Genomic DNA, 22,712 nt, shown 5'->3' with positions numbered 1-22,712 from the left:
TCTCTCCCCTTAGTGCGCAACACCGGCAGCGCCGTGCTCATCAATCAGTGCGCCGTTATGGAAACGGTACATGCTGAACGGCTTCGCCATTTCGTTTGCTTCACCGTTGGCCAGCATGTCAGCAAAGACATGACCCGCACCCGGTGTCGCCTTGAAGCCACCGGTACCCCAGCCACAGTTGAAGAACAGGTTCTTCACAGGCGTTTCGGTAATCAGCGGACAGGCATCCGGACAGGTATCTACGATACCGCCCCACTGACGGTTCAGACGTACCCGGCTGAAAATTGGGAACATCTCAACGATCGCCTGCATAGTGTGCTCGATAGTCGGGAAAGAACCACGCTGGCCGTAACCAACATAGCCGTCGATACCCGCACCGATTACCAGGTCGCCCTTATCGGACTGGCTGCAGTAACCGTGTACGTGGTTAGACATTACAACTGTATCCAGGATCGGCTTGATCGGCTCGGATACCATTGCCTGCAACGGGTGAGATTCCAGTGGCAGCTCGAAGCCGGCCATCTTGGCAACCACACCGGAGTTACCGGCTACAACAGACCCTACGCGGTCTGCCATGATGTCACCGTAGCGGTTGGTCTTCACGCCAACAATGGTGCCATCTTCAATAATCAGGTCCTGCACTTCGGTCTGCTGAATCAGATCAACACCGAAGGAGTCCGCACCACGGGCAAAGCCCCATGCAACAGCATCGTGACGGGCTACACCGCCGCGTGGCTGCCAGGAAGCACCCATGATCGGGTAACGGGCATTATCAGAGCAGTCCATGTGTGGCACGATTTCTTTAATGGTTTGCGGATCAACCACTTCACCATCAATGCCGTTCAGACGGTTAGCATTTACCCGGCGTTCGATATCACGCATATCCTGCAGGGTATGACCCAGGTTCAGTACACCACGCTGGGAGAACATTACGTTGTAGTTCAGATCCTGTGACAGACCTTCCCACAACTTCATGGCGTGCTCATACAGGTGAGCTGCTTCGTCCCACAGGTAGTTAGAACGTACGATAGTGGTGTTACGTGCGGTGTTACCACCACCCAGATAACCCTTCTCGATAACCGCTACGTTGGTCACATTGTGGTTCTTCGCCAGGTAATAAGCCGTCGCCAGACCATGACCACCACCACCGATAATGATGACGTCATACTTCTTCTTTGGCGTAGGGTTGCGCCAGGCGCGCTGCCAATTCTCGTGGTGACTCAAGCTGTGCTTAAACAGCCCGAAACCTGAATAATGCTGCATATCATCAGCTCCGATTTGTTGCCTGGTCGGTCGCAGGGATCTGCGCCAGGCCTCTTAGATTACAAAACCGGCTCCAGAACAGGAGCCGGCATGAAGAGTAAAAAGAGCTTACTTGTACGCTGGGAATTTAGCGCACAGAGCTTCTACTTTACCCTGAACTTCAATAATTTCTTTTTCCAGCGCTTCAGGCTGGTTCAGAACGTCCAGCAGATCAGCGATCCAGCCAGTCAGTTCACGACATTCAGCTTCACCGAAACCACGGGTAGTCACTACCGGAGAACCGATACGCAGACCAGAAGTTACGAATGGAGACTGTGGGTCGTTAGGAACAGCGTTCTTGTTCACAGTGATGTGAGCACGGCCCAGAGCAGCATCTGCATCTTTACCGGTCAGACCCTGTTTGATCAGGCTCAGCAGGAACAGGTGGTTCTGCGTACCGCCGGAAACAACTTCGTAGCCACGCTCGATGAATACTTCAGCCATCGCAGAAGCGTTCTTCTTAACCTGCTGCTGGTAAGCTTTGAAGCTTGGCTCCAGCGCCTCTTTGAAAGCAACCGCTTTCGCCGCGATGATGTGCATCAGAGGACCACCCTGGCCACCCGGGAAAACAGCACCGTTCAGCTTCTTCTCCAGATCAGGGTTAGACTTGGCAACGATCAGACCGCCACGTGGACCACGCAGAGTTTTGTGAGTCGTTGTAGTTGCAACGTCAGCGTAAGGAACCGGGTTAGGGTATTCGCCAGCAGCAACCAGACCGGCAACGTGTGCCATATCAACAAACAGGTAAGCGCCAGATTTGTCAGCGATTTCGCGGAAACGCGCCCAGTCAACAACACCGGAGTAAGCAGAGAAACCAGCCACGATCATCTTAGGCTTGTGTTCCATTGCCAGCGCTTCAACTTCATCGTAGTCGATTTCGCCAGTCTGCTCGTTCAGACCGTACTGAACTGCTTTGTAGATTTTACCGGAGAAGTTTACGTGAGAACCGTGAGTCAGGTGACCACCGTGTGCCAGGCTCATACCCAGAACAGTGTCGCCCGGCTCGCACAGCGCCATGTAAACAGCAGCGTTTGCCTGAGAACCGGAGTGTGGCTGTACGTTCGCGTAGTCAGCACCAAACAGTTCTTTAGCACGTTCGATCGCTGCCTGTTCAACAACGTCAACGTACTCACAACCACCGTAATAACGCTTCTCAGGGTAACCTTCAGCGTACTTGTTAGTCAGAGAAGAACCCTGAGCCTGCATAACGCGTGGGCTGGTGTAGTTTTCTGAAGCAATCAGTTCGATGTGATTTTCCTGACGCTGAGTCTCTTTCTCAATCGCCGCCCAAACAACATCATCATAACCCTGAATCTGGTCATTTTTTGTAAACATTGAAGTCTCCTAGCCTTACAGCCGAGTAACATAGAGAGCACCTTTCGCTTCAGCGAAATGAATACGTCTCAAATTTTAATTTATTCTTATTGTCCCCTGCTCATGGCTGAGCAATTCGGCGACTTTCGGGAGATAAACACAGCATAATCTGCGTAGCATCAGTGGTAGGACATCGAAGACAACTCCCAATGCTGCCAATATTAACGCCCTCACGCCTCAACATATGCTTGTACACGTCGCCCGGGTGCGAATTTACGACACCCGCCGTAACGCCCTCTGTCACGGGGCAGTACGAAGGGTTTGCAGCACCGGATCAAACACGGCAAAACATATTCAGGGACAGTTCCGAAGCAAATGGCCTTAGTGGCAGAACCTCCGGTATGGATAAAATACGACAATTAATCGGAGCAAAATTGCCAGTTTTCACCACTCAAAGATCCTAAAAGAACCGCTTTACGGTAATTAAGCAGTTACCGTAAACGCTCTGAACCTGACCATTCAGGTTTGCGCTGAGACCCTACTCACAGCGCGGCATAATTATAGCGGTTGCCACCGGGAAAATACGCAAAATCTCATCCTTATGTATGAATATTTCCCCGGTTCACATGAACAGATTCAATCGACATAACAACAGCTTGCAAGGGGAAAATCCCCCAGCCGCTATCTGAAATGGTATATTGATCGACGCTCGCAGGATAAAACCGTTAAACAGGATGAATAACGATGCTTTGGATACTGCTGATCAGCGGCGCCGTACTGGGGCTGTTAATGCTGGAAATTCCCGGTGCCGTCATCGGCGCACTCATCGGCTATTTATTTGCCAGCCTGTTACAGCAGAGCAAGCGGATCAAAACCCTGGAACAGCATGTTGTCAGACTGACAGCAGAACAACAGCACACCCGCCCTGAGCCTGCCCCGCACACAGCAGATCAGGCAGAAGCCGCTCAGCAGACCGCAAATACTGAGCCGGCCACCACACCGGTTATTCTGGATGAACCCGCTCCCGCACCTGTCCACAACATTACCGTCACGCCGAAAACACCTGACGCCACGCCGGTCATCGTGACAGAAACAACGCCTGCACAACCCCTGACCGAAACAACTGAAGCCGCAGATCCGTGGACCGGACAACCCCGGCCACCGGCTGAAAATATCGCCACGGCAGCAACCACCCCCGCCGCAGATGTACCGCAACAGGGGAATATATTTACCCGGATACAACAGGGGATTGTTAACTATTTCACCCAGGGCAACCTAAGTATCCGGATTGGCATCATCGTGTTGTTTTTCGGCATTTCCTTCCTGGTGAAATACTCCATCGACAATGCCCTGTTACCCATCGAATTCCGCCTCACAGCCGCCGCCATCGGCGCAATGATCATGCTGGCCATTGGCTGGAAACTGCGCCTGAAACGGCCGGATTACGGCCTGATGATGCAGGGCGGAGCCATTGCAATTCTGTACTTGCTGAGCTTTGCCAGTTTCAAAATGTACGCCATTATTGGCGCCGGGCTGGCCTTCCCACTGCTGATCCTGCTGAGCATTCTGGGCATGTCACTGGCGGTGATACAGAACTCCAAAGCCCTGGCCGTGACCGCGATCACCGGCGGTTTTGCAGCACCGGTACTGGCCTCCACCGGCAGCGGTAACTATGTGGCGCTGTTCAGTTATTACAGCGTGCTGAATCTGGCAATTTTTGCGGTTGCCTGGCTGAAATCCTGGCGGCTACTGAACGTCACCGGTTTTTACTTTACCTTTGCCATCAGTCTGCTGTGGGGCGTGGACCGTTACCGCCCGGACATGTTCGCCAGCGTCGAACCCTTTCTGATTATTTTCTTCCTCATTTACCTGACCATCGCCGTGCTGTTTGCCACCAAACAACCGCCAAAACTGCGGGGCCTGATCGACGGCAGTCTGGTGTTTGGTCTGCCGGTCGCAGCCTTCAGTTTACAGGCCAGCATGGTCAGTGACTTTGAACATGGCCTCAGCCTCAGCGCGCTGGTGATGGCGCTGGTATATCTGCTGCTGACCAGATTTCTGTGGCAGCGTCTTCAGATGCGTCTGCTGGCAGAAGCCTTCCTCGCCATCGGTGTGGTATTCGCCACACTGAGCATTGCATTTGAACTGGACGGCCGCTGGAGCGCAGCCGTCTGGGCGGTTGAAGGGTGTGGTCTGATCTGGATAGGCCTGCGTCAGCAGCGGTTGGCGCCGGTTCTTTTTGGCTGCCTCATCCAGCTGGCCGGTGGCGCACTGCTGCTGGATGACTATCACTATAACTATGCCGATACACCGTTCCTGAACGGTCACTTCCTGAGCATGATCATGGTCGCTCTGCCCGGCATTATCACCGCCTGGTTACTCAGCCGGACGGCTCTGACATTCTCCCCTGTGGCTGACAAAATCCGTACACCGGTGGCTGTGGGTTACCTGATCTGGGGACTGCTTTGGTGGTATGCCGGCGGGCTGATTGAAACCGAAACCTTCGGAAGGTTTGATGAAGTTCGTATTGCGGTACTGTTTTTCAGCCTCTCAGCGCTGACCTGGCTGGCGGCAACGCTCTGGCTGCGCTGGCAACTGTTCAGTTTTGCCCCCTGGTTACTGGTTATTCCGCTGCTGTTCTGCGCCGTCAGCACCCTGATTTCCTACCTGTGGAACAGCCCGGCCTATCATTTCCTCAGCCTGAATAACTTTGACGCCTGGTTGCTGGCCTTTACCGTGATTTATACCGGCCTGCGGTGCAGCGAGCTTCGCGGGTTTGCCCTGCGCTGGCCAAACGGTCTGCACAGTATCAGCTACCTGCTGGGCAGTCTGATTCTGGCGTTTGAGGTTTACTGGCTGCTCAATGACAGGGAAATGAGCGGTGCCTGGAAACTGAGCCTGCCAGTGGTCACCCTCAGCCTGGCGCTGTTACTGACCACGTTCAGACCCCGCTGGCCCTTTAACCGCTGGCCTCTGGCGTATAGCACCGTCGCTGCATACGGCCTGCTGCTGATACTGGCCTGGTGGTCCGTTATCGGTAACTTCTTTCAGGTTAACCTGCCAGCGCCGCTGCCATACCTGCCATTACTGAACCCGGTAGACCTGGCCCAGTTAATGGTATTACTGATCTGCCTGCACTGGTACAACAACACCCGCAACACAGCCAGTCTGAACATTGACGCATCTCTGGCAGGTTATCTGCTCGGAGCATTCTGCTTCATCTGGTTCAATGTAATGCTGTGCAAAACCCTGCACGTATACAGCGCCATTCCTTACCGTCCAGACAGTCTGTTAGGCTCAGCCCGGGTACAGATGGCCCTGTCGGTCAGCTGGACCATCATCGGCCTGAGCCTGATGGTCACCGCTTCCCGGCTGCAAAAACGTCAGATATGGATCATCGGCGCCGCACTGATGGGCGTAGTTGTTGCCAAGCTGTTTATTTTTGACCTGTCTGACCGCGGCACGGTAGAACGCATCGTATCCTTCATCGTGGTAGGTCTGCTGTTACTGGTTGTCGGCTATTTCTCACCGGCACCGCCGAAAAAACCGGCAGATGATGAGACAGAAAACACGTCAGACAACACTGCAGAGAAAGCCCCGGGCACCCCTGATATCTGACAGCGACAGTATCGACATTCAAAAGAGTGCTGGCATTCAAAAGAATACCGGCACTGTGCGCATCCCGGAAATCAGGCAGCCGCTATGCAGCTCTGTCACTAAAATGCGGAATATGCCTGCCGGCTGATCTGCATCATGGCGAAATTACCATCTACACTGCAAGGTAATGCATCGTGCGCTGATGCCCTGTTCATAATGAGACCCTGACCGGTTGTTTACCCGGAGAGAATCATTGAGGATATTGACTGCAGCCTGTACCACTTACCCGTTGAGAAAACAGCATGCATGACATCAAATGTAAGGAAGTCTGGGGGGGCATCCGTAATATCGATGAAGATATCCGCACCTGCGGTGTGGAAGCCAGTGTCTACAGCAGCGCTGCCGACGGTGACAGCGGTGGCGATATCTACTATTTCAGTGTCTGCTCAACCGATAAACTGACCCGCATTGTCGTCGCCGATGTCATGGGCCACGGCAAAGCCGCCCGCGACACCAGCGCCTGGCTGTACCGGGCACTGCACGACAATATGAATATGGTAGATGGCAGTCATATTCTGCGACAGCTGAACCGGCAGGCCAATGATATCGGCTATGAAGCCATGACCACGGCCGCCATCATTGCCTATTACCTCAATACTGACCGCTTATATTTCAGCTATGCCGGCCACCATCCGGTGCTGATCAAACGGGCCGGAGAGCTGAACTGGCATGAGCTGCAACTGCCACTGGTTGAGCGTATTGCTGACTGCCCCCTGGCCATTGATGAAGATGCTGAATACAGCCAGTGTGATATTCCTTTTGATACCGGCGACAAAGTTTTCCTGTACACCGACGGACTGATTGAAGCGCCCTCTCCCGACGGCGAATGCTTTGGCATTGAGCGCCTGATGAAGCTGCTGGACCAGCATGGTGATGCCAGCCCGCAAACCATCAAACATCAGGTCATTGCCGCCCTGCGCCGTCACACCTGCCAGTCAAACTTCAGCCACGACGATACAACGTTTACCGCCATTGAAGTGCATCCCCGCAGTCATCAACCCGCACTCACATAACCCTGCCCGTACGGGGTCAGACCATAACCAACCGGCAAATTAGCAAGAAACTGACAGGCGCCGCCCCCCGGATTTTATCCGTTCAGACAAAACAGTCTTGATTCATAACCGGTTTCAGACAACCATAAGCCGGATTCTTTAACCCTAAGAACAATAAGAAACAGGACAATAAAAAAATGCCAGCGTCAGTCACGGTTAATTTCAGCAAAATCATGGGCCACCGGGGCGCCCCCAGCGTCGCACCGGAAAACACACTGGGCGGATTCCGCAAAGCCGCCGAACTGGGCGCCCGCTGGATCGAACTGGACGTTTCCCTGCTGGGAGACGGCACCACCGTCGTCCACCATGACAACAGCACTGACCGCTGCAGTGACCGGAAAGCTTCGCTGGATGACCTGACCACAGCTGAACTGAGCACTATCAACAACGCCGCCCTCTTCCCGGACTGGCCGGCAGAGCCCGTGCCAACCCTGCGTCAGGTACTTGATCTGTTCAACGAGCTGGATTTGGGTATGAATCTGGAGATCAAGGATCACGGTGTACCTGCCGAAGACATCATCCGGCCGATCATTGCTGAACTGGAAGCCAACTTTAACGATTATTCCCGGCTGGTTGTATCCAGCTTCAGTTACGAATTACTGGAGTGTTTTCACCGGCTTGCCCCTGAGATTCCATTAGGTCTGCTGTACGATGAACTGCCGGAAAACTGGCTGGATCAGGCCCGGGCACTGAACGCCTTCAGCATTCATCTGGACTGGCAAAACCTCAGTTATAACCAGACCCGGGAAGTGAAGGACGCCGGTTACCCGATCTTCTGCTGGACTGCTAATGATCCTGAAGCCTTCAGATCCCTCTGGAGCTGGGGTGTCGACGCTGTGATCAGCAACAATCCACAGGACTTTTTTGCCGCCGGCCACGACACGCTGTAAAACGTCTAAAAACGGCTGATACTGAATGGCTGCAGATCAACCCCGGGCCGGGCACCGCTGACCAGATCGGCAATCAGCTCACCGGTATGCGGCCCTAGCGTTAAGCCCATATGCTGATGGCCAAAGGCATAAAACACGTCTGAAAAATTTTCTGACCGGCTGATCACCGGCAGACTGTCCGGCATGGAAGGCCGGTTACCCATCCATTCCGTAAAATCATCCAGACAAATCGTTGGGAACAAACGCCGGGCATGATACAGCAGGCGATGACAGAAATTTCTGTCAGGCAGGCTGTCCAGTTCAGCAAACTCAACCAGCCCGGCAAAACGAATCCCGTTTTCCACCGGCGTGGCCACCAGCTTACCGGCGGCGTACATAATGGGCTGCTGCAATGAAATCCCGGGGTTATGCACTTCGACGTGATACCCCCGTTCCGACTGCAGTGGAATATCCCGGTCAAAACGGGCCGCCAACTGACGGGACCAGACACCTGCCGCCACCACCAGTTTACTGACCGGCAGCACACCCTTATGGGTCAGTAACCCCACCGGCTGGTTATCCTCAACAATCACATCGCGGATTTCCGCCTGCACAAGCTCGCCGCCTTTTTCCACAAAGCTGGCTGCCAGTGCCTTGACCAGTTTTTCAGGATTACGGCTAAACCCGTGACCGTGCAATGACACGGCATAACGATACTCTTCGGCAATGGCCGGCTCAGCCTGTGCCAACCCGTCTCCCTGCAGAATATCGTAGGTTATCCCCCGCTGTTCACGGGCCTGCCAGGCCGTACGGTCGGCCATAAAATCCGTTTCATCCCGGTACAGATAGTAATAAGGCGAGGCACATACCCAGTCTGATGCACCGTGCTCAGCAGCCAGCGCAACATGACGCGCCGTGGCACCGCTCAGCAGGCTGCTCATAGCATCGGCGACCTGCTCAAACTTACTGCGACGGCTGTTCAGCATGAAGGATATTCCCCATGGCGCGATACGATGCATGTACCCGGCTGAAATAGACAGTGGGCCCTGAGGGTCCAGCATCAGCTGCGGCACCTTGCTCACAAAGCCCGGCAGATTCACAGGAACACAGCCGCATTCAGCCAATACCCCCGCATTACCAAATGACGTCGCTTCACCGGGGGCAAATTTATCCACCACCCGGACCTGAAACCCTTTTTTCTGTAATGCCAGCGCACAGCAAATCCCTACGATGCCGGCACCGATGACGGTCACCTGCGGCGCAGTTTGTAAAGCATTCATAATGTCTGTTCTCTACTGTTATTCGGAAAAGCCGGCCCGCTCAGACACCTGTTCAACAGGCACGTTCTGATCGGACCGGCGGGGAGATCCGCGCGGGTTAACCCGGCCCCTGACGCATGTTCTCAGGCAGGAAGGTGGCCAGCTCCGGGAATAAAATCAGTATGCCGACCATCAGCACCATGATGAGGAACATCGGGAAGGCACAGCGGGCGATATAGCCAATGGATTTCTTCGTCATCCCCTGCAGAACAAAGAGGTTAAAACCGATAGGCGGTGTGATCTGAGCCATCTCAACCACCACCACGATGAAGATACCAAACCAGAGCAGGTCAATCCCCGCCTGCGGGATCATTGGCTCAACCACTGCCATGGTCAGCACTACCGAAGAAATGCCATCCAGAAAGCAGCCAAGGATGATGTAAAACACCATCAGCGCCAGAATCAGCGTCAGCGGTGACAGCTCCAGACCAGCAATAAATTCAGCAGCCAGCGACGGCAAACCGGTAAAGCCCATTGCCAGTGCAAGAAACGCTGCGCCGGAGAGAATCAGGGCAATCATGCAGGAGGTCCGGGTAGCCCCCATGAGGCTTTTAACAAAGGTATCCCGGGTCAGGGAGCCCTGGAAAAATGCCAACGATAACGCGCCGATCACACCGAAAGCCGCCGATTCAGTCGCCGTGGCTGTACCGGTATAAATCGAACCGATCACCACACCGATGAGGATAATCACGGGAATCAGAAAACGGGATTCCTTCACCCTTTCAGCAAAGCTCATACCCGGCTCCGCCGGCGGTACCTGAGACGGTTTGAAGAATGACCATGCCGCCACATATCCCATGAACAGCAAGGCCAGTGTTAACCCCGGCAGAATCCCTGCCATAAAGAGTTTGGAGATCGATTCGTTAATCGTAACGCCGTATACAATCAGCGTCAGAGACGGCGGTATCATCAGCCCCAGCGTTGCCGAACCTACCAGCGTACCGAAGACCATAAATTCCGGATAGCCACGTTTATCCAGCTCAGGAATCGACATCTTACCCACCGTTGTCAGGGTTGCTGCCGATGAGCCGGATACCGCCGCAAAAATGGTGGAACCGACCACATTGGTATGCAATAAACGCCCCGGTAATGGCGACATCCAGGGTGCCAGCCCGCGGAACATATCTTCAGACAACCGGGTCCGGTAGAGTATTTCACCCATCCAGATAAACAGGGGCAGGGCCGTCAGTGACCAGCCCGATGCACTGGACCAGATGGCAGTGATCATGGCATCACCCACCGGACGGGTGGTGAACAGCTCCATGCCCACATAAGCAACACCCAGCAAGGCCAGGCCAATCCAGACACCACTGCCTAGCAGGAAAAACAAGGTAAACAGGAAGATGCCTGTAGCAAGTACTTCATTCATCAGTTAATCCTCCATTATCACCGGTAACTGTTCTTTAAAGGTGTCATCGGCGCCGCGAAGGGTCCGTACCAGATGATCCACCAGCGCCAGCGTAAATATGCAGCTGCCAATGGCGACCGGTAACTGCGGAATCCACAGCGGCATCGCATCCTGCCCCTGGGAAATGTCATGAATCAGGTGCGAGATATACACATTCTTCACCGCAAACCAGCTCATGTACGCCGCAAAGAAAGTCGCCACGCCCAGACACCAGAGATCCGCCAGCCGCTTTGGCCAGCCGGTCAGGCGGGAAAGAAATAAAGTCACGCGGATATGCGCATCATGGTTCAGAGTGTAAGCAAGGGCGAAAAACGATGCCGCCGCCATGCAATAACCGGCATAGTTTGCCGATCCCGGAAACTGGACACCGCTCCAGCGGGCTACCATCTGCAGCACAATGATGCTCAGAATCGCGAGCAGAAATACGGCAGCAATGCCGCCGCAAAGGTTATACAGGCCATCCAGAAAACGTCGCAGCGGGCTGACAGACGCCAGATCCGGCGCACAGAATTCTGCTGCCTGTGTGTGGGTTTGAGTATTCATAACTGAACCTTCAGGGAAGAGGGCCACCCGGACGGTAAAACCTGTGCGGGCAGCCCAATACCGGAAAAACTACTGGAAAAAGTACCGGAAAAAATACCGGTGCTCAGGCCGTTACCCGGCACCGGTCAATATTCACGGTGAAGTGAATCTGGAGTATCCCTCAGGATCAGTTGTGCGCCAGCTTCTGCTGCGCGGCACGGTAGTCATCAATGATCGCCTGACCAACATCGCCGGCATCTTTCAGCCATTCCGCTGTCATGGTGGCGCCAATCTTTTCAAAGTCAGCTTTCAGCTGCGGGCCGGCTTCAGTCACTGTCATACCGTTAGAGGCCAGCTGTTCCAGATACCAGCCAGTCAGCTGTTCAGAGCGGGCAGTACCGGCTTTCTCAGCCATCAGGGAAATGCCACGGACAACATTCTGTGTAGCTTCGTCCAGCTGATTCCAGGCCTGTTTATTCACGAAAATATAGTTACGGGGTAACCAGGCGTTCACAACATAATGGTGGGTCAGCTGTTCCCAAACCTTTCGGTCATAACCGGTCGCACCGGAAGAAATGAACGACTCTGCCACGCCGGTGGACAGCGCCTGGCTCAGTTCAGATGCTTCCACCTGTACCGGAATCGCTTTCGCCAGCTCAGCCAGCCGGGCGGTTGCATTGCTGTATGAGCGGAACTTAACCCCTTCCATATCGGCAATACTGTTCAGCGGCTTTTTCGAATAGATTCCCTGCGGTGGCCATGGCACAGAATACAGCAGCACCAGATTATGCTTGTCTAACAGCTTCTCAAAATGCGGACGGGCTGCTTTCCAGAGGGTTTCAGAATCGGCAAAAGAGGTTGCCAGGAAAGGCACGGAATCAAAGCCGAAAACCGCATCTTCATTGGCATGGCTGGACAGGATACGTTCACCGATCTGCGCCTGGCCGGTCTGAACTGCCCGTTTAATTTCGCTGCCTTTAAACAGCGAGCCGCCACCATGCACTTTCACATCCAGCTTACCCTGAGTCGCAACCTCAATTGCTTCGGCAAAAGATTTACCGTTCTGAGTGTGGAAGTTTGAATCGGTATACGCCATTGGCATATCCCACTTATCCGCCGCCATTGTCAGGCTGCCGGCAAGGGTCAGCGTCGTCAGAGCCACGGCTTTGGTTAATTTTGCCATTGAATATCGCATGGTATGTCCTCAGTTGTTTTTATTGTGAAATCAGGAACTTGCTTCCCGGGTTGTGGAAGCATCAGGCTATGACGGCTGCAATGACCGACATTTCAACCTTCAGGGAGGGGCGCGCCATCTGTGCTTCAACACAGGCACGGGCCGGAGCATGCCCTTCGGCAACCCAGGCATCCCAGACAGCATTCATGGCAGCAAACTCCGCCATATCATTGATGTAGATGGTGACGGAGAGGATGTGGCGTTTATCACTGCCGGCTTCAGCCAGCAACGCATCAACTTTTTCCAGCAGACTACGGGTCTGCCCCTGCATATCCTCAGTTTCGTCTTTTGGCACCTGACCACAGAAATACGCCGTTCCCTGGTGAATAACTGCCCGGCTCATGCGCTCACCTACTCCAATTCGCTGCAACACCCTGATATTCCTCTTCATCGCTGATCTCGTGGATACATCGCTGTACAAATGCTGAGCAACGATGTGACGTTGCTATTATTTAAATCAGGGTCAATAATTTCCAATACAATATAAAGATCGATCTATCAGCTAATGTTATAGGCGGTAGAGAAAGATGGTTTAAACATATGAATGTGAAGCAAATAGCCGCATTCCGCGCAGTAATGATCTCCGGCAGCACAGTTGGCGCGGCAAAAATGCTCTATATCTCTCAGCCTGCCGTAACCCGCCTGATTAAAGACCTGGAAGACCGCTGTGGTTTTGCACTGTTCGAACGCCGCAGCAGCAGGCTGTTTCCCACCCCCGAGGCAGAATCTCTCTATCAGGAAGTCAAACGCCACTTCATGGGCATGGATCAGCTGGCCCAGAGTGTTGAGCAAATCAGAACCCTGCGTACCGGCCGCTTACGGATCGCCGCCATGCCCGCACTGGCATACAGTGTATTGCCGCGGGTAGTGAGTAATTTCATGCAAACCCGGGAAGATGTTTCTTTAACCCTTACGCCGGGATCTTCGGTGAATGTCGCGAAAATGGTCGGTTCTCAGCAGTTTGATCTGGGCATTGTGATGCTCCCGGTCGATGCCCGTGAACTGACATTTCACCGTTGTTATCGCACCCACTGCCGGTTTATCTGTAACGCAGATCATCCCTACGCAGACCGCCAGGAAATCATCGCGGAAGATCTCCACGAACAGGATTTTGTGACCATCGGCGAACAGAATCCGTTAACCCGTTACCGGATCGATGCGGCATTGCAGGCGAAACATATTCACCCCCGGCAGTCGATTGAAACGCCAATGTTCATTACCGTGCAGGCGCTGGTTAAGGAAGGTCTGGGGGTATCGATTATTGACCCTTTTACCGCCAGTATTTTTACCGAAAGCGGCGGTAAGAGCCTGAACTTCCGGCCCGATATTCCCTTCTACTTCGCCTTTATTACCCCTGTAAACAAGCAGATTTCGGCACTGGCAGAGGAATTTATACACTGCTTTGAACAATTGGCAGAAGGTATCACTGATATGGAAATAATCAGTCATGAGGATATCGATCTGAAATAAAAAACACCGGCATAAGCCGGTGTTTTTTTACGCTGTGCTGCTCAGCCCGGCTGTGCCTCAAAGGTCAGAAACAAGGCGTGCTCTTTAACATCTGCCCGTTTTGAATCCGTGTCCTGCATCAGCTCTGCTTTCAGCAGATAGCGGCCCGCCTGAGGGGGCGTAAAGCTGACAGCACCGGTGCTGTCCGGTTGCAACTGTATTTCACCACGCTGATCCCGGTACAGGGTGCCGTCCGGGATAATCTCCAGCAGCATCTCATCAGCCACCGGCTTACCGTCCAGCAGCACTTTAAAGTTAAACGCTTCACCGCTGACCACATCGTTCGGGTGTACTTCGAAGTCCAGTTCCAGCCCTTCATTCTGCAGTTTAATATTTTCAGATGAAGGCGCACGACGGGTTACATAAGCGGTGCTTTTGCCCTGTATTTCCAGGGTTTCTACGTTTTCAGCCCCTTCTGGCAATAACACATCCCGTTGCAGTTTATCTGCTTCCATACGGTGCATTCTGTCACTGCCCGGCATGCGGTAAAACGTGAGGAAGCGGGTATCCTGAAGGCGCAAACGGTAGGTGCCTTCTTCCGCCAACTTAAGGTCAAAAACGCTCTTACGCTTGCCTTTAAAGTAATGGGCTAACCGCTCACTCTCACCCTGTGGCGCTGAGATTGTCAGATCTTCAAGACCAAATCCTTTATCGGCAACAAAGATCGTATTCGACGCGGTTACATCCACCGTGATCCATTTGGCGGTATCCGAGGATGCAACATATTCGTTGGGCAGCAGCCAGTAATCATGGGCCTGCGCAACCTGACCGGCTAACGATACGTAAAGGGTGCTCGCCGCAATCGCCAGCGTGCGTATTTTTTTTCCTGCAGTCATCGGGTGACTCCTGTTTTAACTGAACCTTCTCCCAGCTCTGCACCGGGCTTTAACTGATAAATCTGCGGCTCACCGCCTAACTGAATCCGCTGTTTCTGCACACTGCGGTTGCCATGTTCCCGGGCGGCTTCCAGCACGATCAGATACTCTCCGTCAGCCAGTGGCTGTCCCTGATCGTCCAGACCATCCCAGTAAACCCGGTAGTTACCCGGTTTACGGGTTGCCCCGCTGAAGGCATCCACCGAATCCAGATACCGGCCACTCTTACGCCACCAGCGGCGCAAATCTTTCAGCCAGTCTTCCTCATCAATCCACAACGCCAGATTGCGGACAGCTTTCCCACCGGATTCCACCCAGATCACCACATAGGGACGGCGATATTCATGGCTGGTTTGCTGCGGCAAACTGAAATTTATTTCGACCTGTGATGCGGCCGAAAGCGGCTGACTGAAGCACAGCAACAGCCCCAGAAAAGGGATAATTCTCATCGCTATTCCTTACAACTCACTCAGGGAAGCAGGGCAATCCAGTAACCGGCTGCCAGTACACCGGTACCGGCAGCCGCCACTCTGAACAAGGTACCCCGGCGCTTTTTCTGCGGGACCACCAGCCATAAACCGGTGACGATAAACACCAGCATGATGAGTGCCGTAACATCCAGTAGCAGACGCCACCAGATACCTGAATAACGGCCCATATGCAGATCATTCATCACTGCAATCAGGCCATTACGCTGATGAAAGACAGTTACTTCAGCTGAGAAAGGGGAAAACTCAACCAGGCTGTAACCGCCGGGACGCTTTATGTCGATCATCAGTAATTGCTCATCGTTGTCCCAGTCGTAGATGACGGTACCGCCCGTCAGATCATGCTGATCTGACAACCAGCGACGCAGCGTATCAGCGCCATCCAGCGGGTGGGTTTGCCAGTCCGTTGCCTCCATAACGCTATCCGGCACCGACAGATACACTTCCACAGCACTGCCATGATCACTGAACCAGTCCCGGTGATTCAGGGTGATACCGGTGACGGCAAAAAACAGCACCAGTGCCAGCACTACAACAGAGCTGTACACATGGAGGGTACGCAGGATTCGGTAATTCATCGCAAAACAGCCGGATACATAATTCATGAAGCGGGCTGCCAGACACACTGGCAGCCGCTAAAAACCATTCAGAAGCGCATCGCCAGTGTCAGGCGAACGTCCCGGCCCGGTTCCGGCAAACCGATGATGCTGCCATCGTCGGTATCGACACCGTAGCTGGCATGATCCAGATACTGCTTATCGAACAGGTTCTTCACCGTAACGGTCAGAGCAAGGTCTTCAGTGCCAGTCGGCAACCATTTGACGAAGGCATCATGAACGCCGTAACCCGGCTTATCCGTACGGCCGGACTCAACCCGTTCCAGACGCTGCACCAGACGGGACGACCAGCCCAGCTGCAGATCATAACTTGGCAGGTCATGTTCCAGATTCAGACTGAGCGTGTCGCCAACTGCGGTACCTACAGACATGGTGCCGTCACTCAGCGGCTCACCATTCAGGGTCGGACGGATGTGGCTGTAGCCCAGGCTTGCCCGGGTACGGTCCCAGTCATAGCCCACACGGGCTGTCACACCTTTGTTCTTCACCTTGCCGTCATTGGTAATCACACTGCGGCTGGTACGGCGTAACGGGTTATCGATTTCACTGTAAAACGCGGTGGCACTGAAGGTCAGGTCATCCTTTTCATAGTCAAAACCGAATTCAATGTTTTCTGCTTCTTCTGCTTTGACATTGTCCCCGTAGGTGGCGAAGTTCAGCAGATACGCTTCTTTAACGCCCACACCCCTGAAGGCCTGTGCATAACTAGCATGCAGATCCAGATTCTCAGTGACGCTGTAACGCACCCCAACATTCGGGCTAAAACCGTCAGAATCAATATCTTTACCGGTGCTGTCGTTCAGCTGATAGTTATCGTAGCGCAGCCCGGCAGTCAGCAGCGTTGCATCGCTGAGCTGATAGTGGTCCTGCACATACAGGCCTACCAGATCCAGCACTTCATCCTGACTTGGGCCGGTGGTGCTGGTGTTATTGATGTAATAACCGGTATCCCGGCGCAGGTCCGTGCCTACCACCAGCTTATGCTCACCCAGATCGAAGGTGTTGTGCGCATTCATACCGATGCTCTTTACGCCGGCACCGTCTTTGTCACCACTGTCCGGCTTCTGGGTCAGATAGCTTTTGGTGTAATACAGGTTAGTCTGCAGATCCAGCAACGGATTGTCGGTGTTCAGGTTGTACTGAACATTGGTGGTATTACGGCGGCTTTGCTGCTCGTTCGCCTGGTTCCAGCCGGCAGCCACGAAATGTGGCCGTACGTTGCGGCGACCATCGTCATAGCGGGCCTCATGGCTGAAACGCAGGGTCTGGCTCTCATCCAGATTTGCCACCAGTTTCACATAACCATTGTCCTGCTCGGTTTTGGTGTTATCCAGGGTGTTGCCGTCACCGTCGACAATTTCGCCGGTATCGGTTTTGGAGAATGACGTTAGTACAGACACATCATCACTCAGGCGGCCAAAGATACTGGTACTGGCTTTGCCGCCTTCGGTGTTATCAAAGTAGCTCAGCTTCACCAGCGCGCCGACGTCCTCACCTTCACGCAGCAGATCTTCAGGGTCCTTAGTAATAAAACGGATCGCCCCGCCCAGTGCGCCCGGGCCGTCTGTTGCCAGGCCTGCGCCGGCATTCACTTCAACCTGTTTCAGTAATTCAGGCTCCACCGACAAACGTCCCTGATGGTGAAACAGGTAGCCGGCCTGGGTTGCGCCATCCACGGTTACATTCAGCATGGTGTCTTCAATGCCGCGGACATACACTTTCTGGGCAACCCCAAAGCTGCCGCCCACCCGGACATCCGGATCCTGGCTGAAAATATCTTCCAGGTCAGTGGCCTGATACTGTTCCAGCTGTTCCTGAGTGATGGTGGTCTGGTTAGGATCGACCGGCTTTCCGGTGATCAAAATAGTGTCCTGTGCAAAGACAGCGCCGGCCTGCATGGCGGTTGCAAATGCAACAGCCGACGCCAGCCGGTTCACAGGCAATCTGAGAGACATAGGGAGTTACTCCGGTTAACTTGAAAACGAATGCGAACGATTATTGTTAACCAGAGTGAAATTGACAGTAGCTTTACATGTTTTACATATTAACGATTTGCCAGTGTTTACAGGCGTTGCGGCGATATTATCTGTAAGTGGTCGATAATAATTTCCAGTCCGTCGTTACAATTCTGTGCCTTAACCCTTGCGGCAATGCTCTCCAGTTGGCGCCGTGCCAGCGCAAGGCCCAGCCCAAAGCCTCCGGTTTCCCGCTCCCGGGATTTATCCACACGGAAGAAAGGTTTAAATATCGCGTCCAGGAGCTTTTCAGGCACCCCCGGCCCCTGATCCCGCACCCATATTTCAACGGTTTCCGCCTGCCGGATAAGCCTGACAGTCACCGGCCCGTCCGGTGAATGACGGACAGCATTGCGGATAATATTTTCACAGGCCTGCCCAAGGCTGCGCTCACTGCCGGCCACCCAGATTTGCTGATCCGGCACCTGCAGCTGAATATCCCGATCGGGATATTCATACCGGGCATCGTCAACAATCACTTCCAGCAACGCCCGGATATCCACCGGTACCGGCTCCGGCTTGTAGGCAGCATTATCCAGCCAGGCCAGCGACAGAGTATCTTCCACCAGTTTCTGCATCAGCCCGGCCTCACGGTAAATCCGCTGTTCTTTATCCGCCCGACCGGAACTGAGCGCCAGATTCAGCCGCTGTAAGGGGGTCCGTAATTCATGGGACAAATCATTGATCAGGTGTCGCTGGGTCTGAATCAGGGAGCCAATGCGGGCCGCCATAGCATCAAAAGTTGCAGCCAGCCGGGCCAGTTCATCACTGCGCCCCTTTAGCTGCGGCCCGACCCTGATGGCAAAGTCCCCGGCCATAAACTGCCGGGTAGCATGTTCCAGTTGCTGCAGGGGCCGCATAACGTGCCGGTAAAGCAGCACACTGATTACTATCATCAGCAACAGCGGTACCAGTGTGTGCAGGGCAAAATGCATGTATGGCCACCACTGGCCCGGGCGCATCCGCTGGGGTAGCTCGATCACCAGTGATGCACTGCCATCACTGAACGGCAGCTCCATCAGCGGATTATCGTGATACAGATGAATGCCCCACTCGACACTGCGCCCCAGCTCCATACTCTGGCCACGGGGCATCTCTACGTCAAAATCCACCAGTGTCTCTTCATGTACCCGAACAATGCTGACAAACACGCCTTCCTCAGCCCTAAGCGCATTCACCCAGCGGCTGGCAGCCGCCCGATCGCCTTGCTGTATCAGGTGTTCAGCCTGTTGCCCCAGTGCCCGCAGCTCCGCTTTATGTTCAGCAGCAATCTTGCTGGCATTGCTTTCAAGGGTCAGACTCAGGGTTGAGACCAGCCAGACCAGCACAATGCTGCCCAGCGATAAAATCAGACTCAGCTTCCAAAACAGTTTGCGGCTCATTTCAGGCAGTACCCCTGACCGTGCATGGTCACCAGACGGCTGGCGGCAAACCCGGCCTGTTTAAGCTTACGGCGCAGGTTACTGATATGCATATCAATGCTGCGGTCATAGCGGCTGAACGGCCGTTGCATCAGTTGCTGATACAGATGGGATTTACTCTGCACCTCGCCCCGGCATTCAATCAGCATCCACAGCAGGCGGAATTCCATATCGGTGAGAATCAGTTGCTGACCCTGATAACTGGCCTGCTGCTCAGTTTTATCCAGCGTCAAAGCATCAAACTGCAACTGTTGAGTGGCCGGAGCCTGGACAGCCCGGTGACCGGCAGAGCGACGAATCACTGCTTCAATCCGCAACATCAGTTCGGTAATACTGAAAGGTTTAGGCAGGTAGTCATCAGCGCCACACTGAAAGCCGCTGATCCGGTCTTCTTCAGCGCCCCGGGCGGTGAGCATTATCACCGGCGTTGAGCAGTATTTACGTAAACGGTTAAGCAGGGCAAAACCGTCCAGCCCGGGTAGCAGTACATCCAGTAATATCAGGCTGAACTGATCATTCAGCGCCGTATCCAGACCGCTGTCACCGTCATAACACTGGCGGGCCTGATAGCCGGATGCTCCCAACTGCAGGGCCAGTTCATCACTCAGCCCATGGTCATCTTCAATAATTAATATATTCGGCCGCTGCGCCACTGAAGCTTGCATATAAAACCCCCTCCGTCTGAGGGCCGCAAGCTTACCGGACATAAACGCAAATAAAAACCATTCCCATAAACATTAGCCAAATAAGTACCTGATAACCGGTGCCGTTTATTGCCGGAAAAACACCCGGTTTCACCCCAAAATCCTTTATAAACAGTAACCTTTATCAACGATAAATATTATTTCTGAAATTTGTTTTGCCATTGCCTCTCCATGGGACTAGGATGCCCACATTTATAGCCAGATCGCTTCATATTCAGGTCTTTTAAGAGATTTTTCTTCCATGCACATGGCATTCGTCTTTGGTATGAACCAGTTCATCAGTCACGGATTTGGCATATTTCTGTTTGCCAGCCTGGCACCGCTGATGCGTGAAGAAATAGCCTTCACCAACTGGCATATCGCGGCCATTGGAGCACTGTCGCAACTGGCTTATCTTGGCGGTGCAATGCTGATCAGCACCCTGGGGGAACGCATCGGGTCCGCCCGGCTGGCAATGTTCACCGCCAGTAACATCACCCTCATGCTGTTCGCCATTTCGGTATTGTCTGACCCGCTATTGATTCTGATCGCGCTGGCGCTGTTGTCAGCCAGTGCCTCGATCAGCTGGAGTACCATTGTTGAGGTCATCAGCCGCTGCGGCCCCATTGAAAAGTGCGCCACTTATCTTTCAGCAGCCGCCAGTGGTACCGCCTGGTGCTGTAGCTTTAATGGCTTACTGCTGCTGTTCATTGTGCCCCAGTTGGGCTGGCGGGCCGGCTGGCAGATCGCTGCAGCCTTCGGTGTCTGTGTCATCATTGCTAACTGGCTGTTACTCAGAAAACTGGGATTAATGGGCCCTGCATCCCGTCAGCTGACCAGCACTGAACAGCCGGTCAAAAACAGCCTGAGCATCCCGGCACTCCTGAAAACAGTAACGTTTGAACCGCTGGCACGTTTTACCTGCCTGGTCTGTTTCTGCGTGTGCTTCTCGACAATTCCCTTTGCCAACTGGCTGAATATCTACCTTGCTGAACTGAGTTTACCGGGAGATCTGGGGGGTTATACCTGGAGTGCGATCGGCATTTCCGGCATGGTTGCCGGGCTCACCGTTGGCCGGCTGGCTGACCGCTTCGGCTACCAGTTAGCCTTATTGCTGATCTGCGGTATTTTTGCACTGGGGCTGATGGCGTTTCTCTACGACCAGAACAGTTTTGCGCTGATCGCCGGCATCAGCTACGGCATTATGTATTTCCCGATCTGGGGCATTATTTCCGGCTGGCTAAGCAAGGTGTACAGCTCCACGGTTACCATGCAGATCAGCAGTGTCTGTATGATCACCGCAGGGCTGGGTGGTGCCTCCGGAAATATGATGGTTGGCTGGGTCCGGGAATCCAGCGGGTCGCTGGACATTGCTTACTGGGTGCTGACCGCCAATGCTGCTTTGCTGGCCTTACTGGCTGCCGGTGCTTTTATCCGGCGCAATGCCGACAGCCCCTCTCCTGCTGTTCCGGTAAAACAGCCCTGAAGCTCTGAATACGCTTCATTACTTACGGCGTTATTCAGACAGGTAAAAAACAGCAATACACTTCAGGGGGGAACTGAAACATAATGTATCGCTGTTAGAACGGATATCAGGCGCTGAAGTTTGCCAGCAGACCGGTACTCACGCCGCTGCTGCCGGCATTTTTCAGGTCATCACCCAGCAGGCTTTTCAGCTGATCCACGTTGATGCTGCCATCTTCATTGAGGACACTTGCTGCAGCCTCGTCGCCGAAGGTTGCCGCCAGGCTGGCCTGTAACTTCTCCGGTGAAGCCAGCCCTTCCGGACGCCCGCCGCCAAAGCCACCACCAAAACGACCGGCACCTGCACCGTCTGGCCGTGCCGGCGGTCCGGCGGTTTCCAGCAATCCGGTCAGCCCTTCAACACTGACACTGCCATCTTCATTGAATGCGGCAGCAGCTTCGTCACCAAACCGCTGCTCCAGCCGCTCCGCGAACGCATCCGCATCAATACGTCCGCTTTCCAGCCCTTCAGCCATACGGCTTGCAATATCGCTTGCCTGAGGGCGCTGCCCGCCGGTGATGCCCGGCTGTACCGCACCTGCTGTATCTATATTCATAATTATCTCCTTATCTGAGAGTGCCGGATTCATTCAGCAAAGGGCGTTCCATTTATCCGCAAAGCGTTTGTTTTTAATGGTTTTTTACACAACATTTACGCTTTCTTTAGGCAATCTTTACGTATTCTTAAGGTGCTCTTTACATTCAGCCTGCAGCAATCCCATAGCGAATATCCACACAGCTGCGGAGCGGCAAATGCCTGCCGGCCACACCCGATACACAGACAACAGAAACAATCACAGAACCCTGCACAGAACCCTGCACAGAGACGGATAACAGCAGATAAACTGGGGCAGTTAAACCCAAGCCGTTACAAGGAGCAGTTAACAGGAGCCGTTAACAAAA

General features: G+C 53.8%; 19 protein-coding genes. 5 read left to right on the top strand and 14 right to left on the bottom strand.

Annotated features, from left to right (window positions below; genetic code table 11):
- Positions 1-9: 9 nt before the first annotated feature.
- On the bottom strand, positions 10-1,263 hold the full coding sequence (locus JYB63_RS08790) for a sarcosine oxidase subunit beta family protein (RefSeq protein ID WP_205657482.1): 1,254 nt from the start codon (positions 1,261-1,263) through the stop codon (positions 10-12).
- Positions 1,264-1,371: 108 nt separating this feature from the next.
- Positions 1,372-2,637, bottom strand: coding sequence for a serine hydroxymethyltransferase (glyA, locus tag JYB63_RS08785; RefSeq protein WP_205657481.1), 1,266 nt, complete (start codon positions 2,635-2,637; stop codon positions 1,372-1,374).
- 723 nt (positions 2,638-3,360) lie between these two features.
- Here glyA and JYB63_RS08780 point away from each other — a divergent pair.
- The 3 genes from JYB63_RS08780 to JYB63_RS08770 all read left to right on the top strand — a co-directional run bounded on the left by JYB63_RS08780 (position 3,361) and on the right by JYB63_RS08770 (position 8,215).
- Entirely contained in the window at positions 3,361-6,234 is a 2,874-nt protein-coding gene (locus JYB63_RS08780; protein ID WP_205657480.1) for a DUF2339 domain-containing protein, read from the top strand.
- A 281-nt stretch (positions 6,235-6,515) separates the two neighbouring features.
- Positions 6,516-7,286 carry a PP2C family protein-serine/threonine phosphatase gene (locus JYB63_RS08775; RefSeq protein ID WP_205657479.1) on the top strand — a complete coding sequence of 257 codons (771 nt, stop codon included), beginning with the start codon at positions 6,516-6,518 and terminating at the stop codon, positions 7,284-7,286.
- A 176-nt stretch (positions 7,287-7,462) separates the two neighbouring features.
- Complete coding sequence (locus JYB63_RS08770) at positions 7,463-8,215, top strand: glycerophosphoryl diester phosphodiesterase (protein WP_205657478.1); 753 nt, start codon at positions 7,463-7,465, stop codon at positions 8,213-8,215.
- Positions 8,216-8,220: 5 nt separating this feature from the next.
- On the opposite strand, the gene JYB63_RS08765 is transcribed toward JYB63_RS08770, so the two are convergent.
- The 5 genes from JYB63_RS08765 to JYB63_RS08745 all read right to left on the bottom strand — a co-directional run bounded on the left by JYB63_RS08765 (position 8,221) and on the right by JYB63_RS08745 (position 13,068).
- The gene (locus JYB63_RS08765; RefSeq protein WP_205657477.1) at positions 8,221-9,474 is read right to left on the bottom strand and encodes an NAD(P)/FAD-dependent oxidoreductase; all 1,254 of its coding nucleotides are present in this window, start codon (positions 9,472-9,474) and stop codon (positions 8,221-8,223) included.
- A gap of 97 nt (positions 9,475-9,571) precedes the next feature.
- Positions 9,572-10,882 carry a TRAP transporter large permease gene (locus JYB63_RS08760; RefSeq protein WP_205657476.1) on the bottom strand — a complete coding sequence of 437 codons (1,311 nt, stop codon included), beginning with the start codon at positions 10,880-10,882 and terminating at the stop codon, positions 9,572-9,574.
- A 3-nt stretch (positions 10,883-10,885) separates the two neighbouring features.
- Positions 10,886-11,464 (bottom strand): TRAP transporter small permease, encoded by a 579-nt coding sequence (locus JYB63_RS08755; protein WP_205657475.1) that lies wholly within the window; start codon positions 11,462-11,464, stop codon positions 10,886-10,888.
- 166 nt (positions 11,465-11,630) lie between these two features.
- Positions 11,631-12,638 (bottom strand): TRAP transporter substrate-binding protein, encoded by a 1,008-nt coding sequence (locus JYB63_RS08750; RefSeq protein WP_243431882.1) that lies wholly within the window; start codon positions 12,636-12,638, stop codon positions 11,631-11,633.
- 61 nt (positions 12,639-12,699) lie between these two features.
- Positions 12,700-13,068 (bottom strand): RidA family protein, encoded by a 369-nt coding sequence (locus JYB63_RS08745; RefSeq protein ID WP_205657474.1) that lies wholly within the window; start codon positions 13,066-13,068, stop codon positions 12,700-12,702.
- A gap of 149 nt (positions 13,069-13,217) precedes the next feature.
- Between JYB63_RS08745 and JYB63_RS08740 the strand changes: the two genes are divergently transcribed.
- Positions 13,218-14,147, top strand: a complete 930-nt coding sequence (locus tag JYB63_RS08740) for a LysR substrate-binding domain-containing protein (protein WP_205657473.1) — start codon at positions 13,218-13,220, stop codon at positions 14,145-14,147.
- Positions 14,148-14,188: 41 nt separating this feature from the next.
- On the opposite strand, the gene JYB63_RS08735 is transcribed toward JYB63_RS08740, so the two are convergent.
- The 6 genes from JYB63_RS08735 to JYB63_RS08710 all read right to left on the bottom strand — a co-directional run bounded on the left by JYB63_RS08735 (position 14,189) and on the right by JYB63_RS08710 (position 20,267).
- A complete protein-coding gene (locus JYB63_RS08735; RefSeq protein ID WP_205657472.1) occupies positions 14,189-15,022 on the bottom strand; it encodes a DUF4198 domain-containing protein in 834 nt (277 codons plus the stop codon).
- Positions 15,019-15,510, bottom strand: coding sequence for a DUF2271 domain-containing protein (locus JYB63_RS08730; protein WP_205657471.1), 492 nt, complete (start codon positions 15,508-15,510; stop codon positions 15,019-15,021). The genes JYB63_RS08735 and JYB63_RS08730 overlap by 4 nt, the downstream gene beginning before the upstream one ends.
- A gap of 20 nt (positions 15,511-15,530) precedes the next feature.
- Positions 15,531-16,154 carry a PepSY-associated TM helix domain-containing protein gene (locus JYB63_RS08725; RefSeq protein ID WP_205657470.1) on the bottom strand — a complete coding sequence of 208 codons (624 nt, stop codon included), beginning with the start codon at positions 16,152-16,154 and terminating at the stop codon, positions 15,531-15,533.
- Between the two features lie 41 nt (positions 16,155-16,195).
- Positions 16,196-18,121, bottom strand: a complete 1,926-nt coding sequence (locus tag JYB63_RS08720; RefSeq protein ID WP_205657469.1) for a TonB-dependent receptor domain-containing protein — start codon at positions 18,119-18,121, stop codon at positions 16,196-16,198.
- Between the two features lie 107 nt (positions 18,122-18,228).
- Positions 18,229-19,563 (bottom strand): histidine kinase sensor domain-containing protein, encoded by a 1,335-nt coding sequence (locus tag JYB63_RS08715; RefSeq protein ID WP_205657468.1) that lies wholly within the window; start codon positions 19,561-19,563, stop codon positions 18,229-18,231.
- Positions 19,560-20,267 carry a response regulator transcription factor gene (locus JYB63_RS08710; protein WP_205657467.1) on the bottom strand — a complete coding sequence of 236 codons (708 nt, stop codon included), beginning with the start codon at positions 20,265-20,267 and terminating at the stop codon, positions 19,560-19,562. Before JYB63_RS08710 ends, JYB63_RS08715 begins: the two co-directional genes overlap by 4 nt.
- A 280-nt stretch (positions 20,268-20,547) precedes the next feature.
- On the opposite strand from JYB63_RS08710, the gene JYB63_RS08705 reads away from it, so the two are divergent.
- A complete protein-coding gene (locus JYB63_RS08705; protein ID WP_205657466.1) occupies positions 20,548-21,771 on the top strand; it encodes an MFS transporter in 1,224 nt (407 codons plus the stop codon).
- A gap of 106 nt (positions 21,772-21,877) precedes the next feature.
- On the opposite strand, the gene JYB63_RS08700 is transcribed toward JYB63_RS08705, so the two are convergent.
- Entirely contained in the window at positions 21,878-22,366 is a 489-nt protein-coding gene (locus JYB63_RS08700; RefSeq protein WP_205657465.1) for a hypothetical protein, read from the bottom strand.
- Positions 22,367-22,712: the final 346 nt, after the last annotated feature.

Source organism: Aliamphritea spongicola (genome assembly GCF_017051665.1).
In the GTDB taxonomy this organism is placed as follows: domain Bacteria; phylum Pseudomonadota; class Gammaproteobacteria; order Pseudomonadales; family Balneatricaceae; genus Amphritea; species Amphritea spongicola.
The sequence above is the reverse complement of the archived record's forward strand: the minus strand, read 5'-3'. Positions and strand labels throughout refer to the sequence as shown.

What these genes read in the sequence shown, in the direction of transcription:
- JYB63_RS08765 (WP_205657477.1), bottom strand. Translation starts at nt 9,474, where the DNA reads ATGAATGCTTTACAAACTGCGCCGCAGGTGACCGTCATCGGTGCCGGC.
- JYB63_RS08700 (WP_205657465.1), bottom strand. Translation starts at nt 22,366, where the DNA reads ATGAATATAGATACAGCAGGTGCGGTACAGCCGGGCATCACCGGCGGG.
- JYB63_RS08735 (WP_205657472.1), bottom strand. Translation starts at nt 15,022, where the DNA reads ATGACTGCAGGAAAAAAAATACGCACGCTGGCGATTGCGGCGAGCACC.
- JYB63_RS08730 (WP_205657471.1), bottom strand. Translation starts at nt 15,510, where the DNA reads ATGAGAATTATCCCTTTTCTGGGGCTGTTGCTGTGCTTCAGTCAGCCG.
- JYB63_RS08745 (WP_205657474.1), bottom strand. Translation starts at nt 13,068, where the DNA reads ATGAAGAGGAATATCAGGGTGTTGCAGCGAATTGGAGTAGGTGAGCGC.
- glyA (WP_205657481.1), bottom strand. Translation starts at nt 2,637, where the DNA reads ATGTTTACAAAAAATGACCAGATTCAGGGTTATGATGATGTTGTTTGG.
- JYB63_RS08775 (WP_205657479.1), top strand. Translation starts at nt 6,516, where the DNA reads ATGCATGACATCAAATGTAAGGAAGTCTGGGGGGGCATCCGTAATATC.
- JYB63_RS08755 (WP_205657475.1), bottom strand. Translation starts at nt 11,464, where the DNA reads ATGAATACTCAAACCCACACACAGGCAGCAGAATTCTGTGCGCCGGAT.
- JYB63_RS08705 (WP_205657466.1), top strand. Translation starts at nt 20,548, where the DNA reads ATGCACATGGCATTCGTCTTTGGTATGAACCAGTTCATCAGTCACGGA.
- JYB63_RS08790 (WP_205657482.1), bottom strand. Translation starts at nt 1,263, where the DNA reads ATGCAGCATTATTCAGGTTTCGGGCTGTTTAAGCACAGCTTGAGTCAC.
- JYB63_RS08740 (WP_205657473.1), top strand. Translation starts at nt 13,218, where the DNA reads ATGAATGTGAAGCAAATAGCCGCATTCCGCGCAGTAATGATCTCCGGC.
- JYB63_RS08715 (WP_205657468.1), bottom strand. Translation starts at nt 19,563, where the DNA reads ATGAGCCGCAAACTGTTTTGGAAGCTGAGTCTGATTTTATCGCTGGGC.
- JYB63_RS08720 (WP_205657469.1), bottom strand. Translation starts at nt 18,121, where the DNA reads ATGTCTCTCAGATTGCCTGTGAACCGGCTGGCGTCGGCTGTTGCATTT.
- JYB63_RS08725 (WP_205657470.1), bottom strand. Translation starts at nt 16,154, where the DNA reads ATGAATTATGTATCCGGCTGTTTTGCGATGAATTACCGAATCCTGCGT.
- JYB63_RS08710 (WP_205657467.1), bottom strand. Translation starts at nt 20,267, where the DNA reads ATGCAAGCTTCAGTGGCGCAGCGGCCGAATATATTAATTATTGAAGAT.
- JYB63_RS08760 (WP_205657476.1), bottom strand. Translation starts at nt 10,882, where the DNA reads ATGAATGAAGTACTTGCTACAGGCATCTTCCTGTTTACCTTGTTTTTC.
- JYB63_RS08770 (WP_205657478.1), top strand. Translation starts at nt 7,463, where the DNA reads ATGCCAGCGTCAGTCACGGTTAATTTCAGCAAAATCATGGGCCACCGG.
- JYB63_RS08750 (WP_243431882.1), bottom strand. Translation starts at nt 12,638, where the DNA reads ATGCGATATTCAATGGCAAAATTAACCAAAGCCGTGGCTCTGACGACG.
- JYB63_RS08780 (WP_205657480.1), top strand. Translation starts at nt 3,361, where the DNA reads ATGCTTTGGATACTGCTGATCAGCGGCGCCGTACTGGGGCTGTTAATG.